The organism is Frankia sp. CoWAU3, assembly GCF_977971855.1.
The window spans coordinates 6,532-12,699 of sequence record NZ_CDWWXB010000024.1 but is presented as its reverse complement, the minus strand read 5'-3'; the positions used below and the strand labels follow the sequence as shown (position 1 = coordinate 12,699).

Sequence of the window (6,168 nt, the reverse complement as noted above, 5' to 3'; positions counted from 1 at the left end):
CCGCTTCCAGGGACCCGGCGGTTTCGCTGGTCCTGGCGGCAGGCGGGATCTGGCCGCCGGCAAGCGCGTGAAGTCCGGAGATCAGCTCGTCGAGGCTCGCCGCGACGACTGCCGCCCGCACGGGGAAGTGGGTCCGGCCCGCGTTCAGCGTGTAGGCCACGTCCGCGAGCGCGGGCCGTTCCGCCTCCAGCCCGCGGGCGAGCGCGTCCGCCGTGCGGGAGAGTGCGGCCCGGTTCACCGCGGACACGGGTACCAGGTACACGGCTTCCTCCTGGGTGCTCTGCGCGGCGGGTCGCGGGCCGTCCGTGGCCGACACGACCGCCTCGCCGATCAGGAGGTGCGCGTTGGTCCCGCTGAAGCCGAATCCGCTGACCGCCGCGATCCTGCGGCCGGTGACCTGGTCCGGCGCCCAGTCGACGAGCTTCAAGGCGACCTCAAGCGGCGCGATTTCACCGGTGATCTCCGGGTTCAGCCGCGTGAAGTTGATGCTTGGCGGGATCCGGCGGTGACGCAGCGCCAGCAGCACCTTGATGACGCTCGCGATGCCCGCCGCCGTCGTGGTGTGGCCGATGTTCCCCTTGACCGAACCCAGGTAGCAGGGCGCTCCGTCCGGCCGTGCACCGCCGAGCACCGCTGCCAGGGCCTTGACCTCGATGGGGTCGCCCAGGCGGGTGCCGGTGCCGTGCGCCTCCATACAGCCGAGGTCACGCGTCTTGTCAATGCCCGCGTGCTCGTGTACCTGGCGCAGCAGTCGTTCCTGGGAGAGGGCGCTGGGCGCGGTCAGACCGTTGGTGCGGCCGTCGCCGTTGATGCCGGAGCCGAGGATCACACCGTGCACGGTGTCCCCGTCGGCGAGGGCGCGGCGGAGCGGCTTGAGCAGGATCGCGCCGACGGCCTCGCCCAGCACGATCCCGTCCGCCGACGCGTCGAACGGCGCCGAACGCCCGGTGGGAGAGAGCATGCCGGTCTGGCTGGTCATCACCTGCATGCGCGGCGTCGTCATCACGGCTACCCCGCCCGCGAGGGCGGCCTCGCAGTCGCCGCGCCGGATTGCCTCGCACGCGAAGTGCACGGCGACGAGTGAGGACGAGCAGGCGGTGTCGCCGGCGAGCGTCGGACCGGTGAAGTCCATGAGGTAGGCGATGCGCGCGGGCAGAACCGAGGCCGCGTTGCCGAGGAACGCGTGCGCACCAACCGAGGACCACCCGGCCGCATCGAGCACGTCGGGGTAGTCGCCCGCGGCACAGCCCACGAAGACGCCCCAGGGCCGGGGACCGGACCCGCGCCGCGCGTATCCGGCGTCCTCGAGGCAGTGGTAGGCGGTTTGCAGGAACAGCCGCTGCTGCGGATCCATCGAGTCGGCCTCCAGCGGGGAGAGCTGGAACACCGCCGGGTCGAAGGACTCGACGTCGTCGAGCATCGCCGCCCACCGGCTGTACGTGCGGCCGGCGGCGCGTCGGTCCGGGTCGAAGACGGCGTCCACGTCCCAGCGCTCGCACGGCACCTCGCGCACGGAGCTGCGCCCGGCGGCGAGGTTGGCCCAGAACGTGGCCAGGTCCGGTGCGTCGGGGAACTGCCCAGCCATGCCGATCACGGCGATCGCATCGGGATCGACGGGCTGGGGAGTCGGAGGCGTGGCGCCTTCAGGGACCGCGCGCAGTGCCACGCGGCCCTGGCCCGAGCTGGAAACAGCCGCGAGCGCTCGGGCGGACACGGCGAAGGGTGCGATCGCCGGCGCGGCGGGCGGGGCGGGCGCCGGTGCGTGACGTACGGCCTCGACAAGGCCCGCCGTCCGTTCGTGCTCGTCGCACACGTGCACGGTCAGTGCACTGACATTCGGATGGTCGTACGCGACGACGGAGTCCAGTGCCAGCCCGAACCGGCCGTTCACCACCCTGGCGAGTTCGACGGCGCCGAGGGAGTCGATTCCCAGGTCGGTGAAGCTCTGGTGCACGTCTATCTCGGACGGGTCGAGATAGAGGATCTCGCCAAGCGCCGCAGTGATGGCCGCGGCAACCGTCGCGGGGTCCAGGCCGTCGCGGGGAGCAGCCGGTGCGGGTTCGGGGGGCTGTGTGGCGGGTCGAACCGCCTGGATCCGCTCGAAGTGCTCTCGCACCCGGCGCGCCGATCCCTCGCCCAGGACCTGGACGTGCATCCGGCTTTCGCGTGCGAGGATGTCGGGCAGCTCGCCGAGCACGCGGTCGGACAGGTCACGCTTGAGCGCGCGTACGGCCTCCGGTGCCGACTGCGCGATGGCCGCGGCGACGGTCATCGCGTCGGCGAGCACGTCCTGCGGATCCGCGAACCGCACCGCCGCACCGCGCCGTTCCAACTCTCCCCCGCTGAGCCCGCGCGCGGTGTAGAAGAGCTCTGCGGCAAGCGTCCGCCCGAACCGCCGCTCGAGGATGTACGTCGCGCCCAGGCCCGGCGTGAACCCGTACCCGGTGAAGTTCGCGCTGTACAGGCCCTCGCGGGACATCACGACGATGTCGGCCCACAGCCCGAACACCAGCCCGCCGCCCGAGGCGTGGCCCTGGATCGCGGCGACGACGGGCTTGCCGAAGCGCAGCAGGCCCTCGTACATGAAGGGCACGTCGGTGAACCTGGTCTGCCCCTGTGAGAGCGCAAGCAGGGCGTCCTGCGTCGCGCCCATGCTGAACGCCGGGCCACGCGCGGTGAGCACGACGACGTTCACCTCGTCGCGGGCATCGATGTCGGCGAAGGCCGAGATCAGAGCACTGGTCAGCTCCTGGCTGAACATGTTCGAGCACGAACGGTCGTGCATCGTGACGACCGCGATGCCGTGATCGAGGATCTGGACGCTCAGGTCCTCGGTGTCGCGGAACGGCTCGGCGGTGTCGCGGAACGGCTCGGCCGGTACGGGCGACGCCGGCACCGCCGCAGGCACGGGCGGTTCGACGCGTTGCACAGCCTGCCGTCGCTCCCAGCCGCCGACCCAGCACCGCTCGCCGCGGAACGGGTACGTCGGCAGCGAGATCCTGCGGGCGCCGGGCAGCGTCGGCCAGTCCACGTCGGCACCGTCGACCCACTTCCGCGCGAGCTCGGCGTGCTCCGCGACGCCATCCGAAGATCGGGATGACACGCTCGGCCTTCCTGCCAGCAGATCCCTGAGAGCGTCGCGGTACTCCTCCATGGTGGCCGCCACAACGGCCGCGCGCACGAGCATGGCTCGTCGGCCGCGCTGGAGGGTGTGGGCGACGTCGGCGAGAAAGGTCGTGTCCGACCCGGATCCGACTGGGTCGCAGACCGACGCTGTGTCGCAGACCGACGCGATACTCGAGTCGGGACCGAGGCCCGCCACGGTCCCGAGCTCGTCGGCGAGTCGGCGGAGCATGGCCGCGTCGAGACCGAGATCGGCGAAGGACTCGGCGAGGTCGATCTGGTCCTCGCTCACGCTCAACGCGGCGGCGACCAGCTTGGTCAGGTACCTCATCCGCTCGGGGCGGTCCTCGACGAACGCCAGGTGCGCCCGCACGGTGTCGAGCAACGCCTTCTCGTCGCGAGCGGAGAACGGGAAGACGTACGGGCCGCTGGACATCGCGGTCCGCTGCAGTTCGGCGGGCGCCTCCTCCACGAGCACATGCGCATTGGCCCCGCCCGCACCGAACGCGCTGACGCCGGCCCGTCGCAGCGCGCCCGGCGCTGGCTCCGGCCAGGGCATCGTGGTCAACGGCACGCGGAACACGGCGCGGTCCCAGCGCAGCTCCGTGTTGAGCTCGGCTGCGTGCAGCGAGGGGACGAGCGTCCGGTGCCGAAGCTGAAGGAGCACCTTCGTCAGCCCCGCGATTCCGGCCGCGCTCTCAAGATGCCCGATGTTGGACTTGACCGACCCGACGACGCAGCCGCCGGTCGGGGCGAGGGCACGCGCGATCGACTCGGATTCGATCGGGTCGCCGAGCGCGGTGCCGGTGCCGTGCGCCTCGATGTAGCCGACGCTGCCCGGCTCCCATCCGGCCCGGTCGATGGCGTCACGGATGACAGCGCTCTGCGCAGCCGGCGTCGGCACGGTGAATCCCGCGGTGCGGCCAGTGTGGTTCAGCACGCCGGCACGAAGTACACCATGGATGTGGTCGCCGTCGTCGAGGGCCTGTCGCAACGGCTTGAGAAGAACGGCCCCGACGCCCTCCCCCGGCACGTAGCCGTCGCCGCCCGCGCCCATGCTGCGGCAGCGGCCATCGGTGGACAGGAACTGGCCTTCCGACAGCTGGAGGTACTTCTGCGGGTGCAGCGTGAGGTTGACGCCGCCCGCCAGCGCGAGCGCACTCTCCCCGCTGCGCAGGCTCTCCATGGCCACGTGCAGGCTCGTGAGCGAGGAGGAGCACGCCGTGTCCACCGCCATGCTCGGGCCGCGCAGGTCCAGCGTCCAGGAGACCCGGTTCGCGACCGCCGCGTGCATCGCGGTCGGCGCCGCGCGGGTCGGCCCCTCGCTGGTGACCAGCTGATAGTGGTTCCACATCACGCCGACGAACACGCCGACCGGCCGACCGGCCAGCTCGTCGGGCGAGTAGCCCGCGTCCTCGATAGCCTGCCAGCAAGTGGTGAGGAACAACCGTTCCTGGGGGTCCATCCGCTCCGCCTCGCGGCGCGAGATGCCGAAGAACGCGCGGTCGAACAGGTCCACGCCGTCAAGGAAGCCGCCCCACTTGCCGTAGCTGCGGCCAGGCAGCGGCTTGCGCGGGTCGAAGTAGTCGGCGGAGTTCCAACGGTCGGCCGGGATCTCGGTGATGCAGTCCAGCCCGGCCGTGAGATTGTCCCAGAACTCAGCGATATCCCGGGCCCGTGGATACTGACCGGCCAGACCGATGACGGCGACGGCGAAGCCGTCCTCCGTGGGGGCGGAGACGAGCGCCCGCGCCGGAGCAGGCACGGGCGCCGGAGCAGGCGCGACCAGGCTCGCACGAATGCGCTCGACGTCTCCGTAGAGCACGACGGCTCTGCTGGCGCCACGGCGCGCAAGCACCTGCCGCATCCCGTCGACGGCCGCTGCTGTGGGCAGCGGTGTGGTGCCGATGGTCTGACGCGCGCGATCCAGCTTGTCCTGTGGCATGCGCATGCTGCCATCCCGCCACCAGGGCCAGTTGATCGAAACGGTGCGCCCGGCTCCGTCGGCGCGATCCGAGCGCCACTCCGCGAATCGGTCAAGGTAGGCGTTGGCGAAGGCGTACGCCGACTGGCCGGCATTGGGTAGCACGGCGGACGTGGAGGAGAACAGCAGCAGCGCTCCACGGAAGCCGCGGGCCGTCAGCACCCCGTCCAGTGCGGTGACCCCGCGTACCTTCGGGGCGAGGACCTCGGCGATGTCCGACGGCCGCTGGTTGAAGAAGAGCGCGTCGCGGGTGGCCCCTGCGCAGTGCAGCACAGCGTCGAGCCCTGCGACGTCCACTGCCGCGGCATCCAGCGCTCGGCCGAGTTCGGGAGCGTCTGTGACGTCGGCCTGCACGAATCGGACCGAGATCCCGTCAGGCAGCGAGGACGGCACGGAACGTGAGACGAGGATGATCTCGCCCGCCAGCCCTGCGCCAAGCAGGTGCTCGGTGAGGGCACGGGCCACTCCCCCGCTGCCGCCACTGATCAGGTAGCGTCCGCCGGGGCGCAACACCGGCTCGACCAGGCCGTCGATCGAGGACGTGGCCGCCTCCGTGAGCATCATGTGTTCCCTGATGCCGCCGCGGATGCGGACCTCGCCGCACGTCGTCGTGTCCGCCAGCTCGCGCTCCAGAACGGCCGCGTCGAACTGGGCGGCGTCGAGCACGCGGCAGCACAGGCGCGGGAACTCGGCGGAGATCGTCGCGCACATCGCTCCCAGCCCGGCACCGACCGCCGCGAACGAGCCGTCCCCACGCTCGGGCCGCACGAGCAGCAGGCGCGGCTCGCCGGTCGCGTCCGCGGGGATGGCAGCAAGGGCTGACGCGACAGCGCAGACCAGTGAGGCGGCCTGATCGGCGACCGATGCGACGACGGAGAGCTGAAGCACGACGCTGTCGAGTCCGGCGCCGCGCCGGGAGATTTCCACAGCGTAGTCGCCGCCCATCGGGACGAAGTGGTTGAACCCGGACACCGGCGCGCCGCCGATCACGAGAACGTGCCGCGATCGAGCGGAAGTGGTCCGCTCGGCCGGGACGGTCTGCCAGCGCGGCTCCAGCAGCA

Annotated in this window: 1 protein-coding gene; it reads right to left on the bottom strand. The window is 71.5% G+C overall.

The window, feature by feature from the left end:
• Positions 1-6,168: SDR family NAD(P)-dependent oxidoreductase (locus AC08ON_RS04390; protein WP_476616509.1), on the bottom strand; the 6,168-nt coding region annotated here is incomplete at both ends.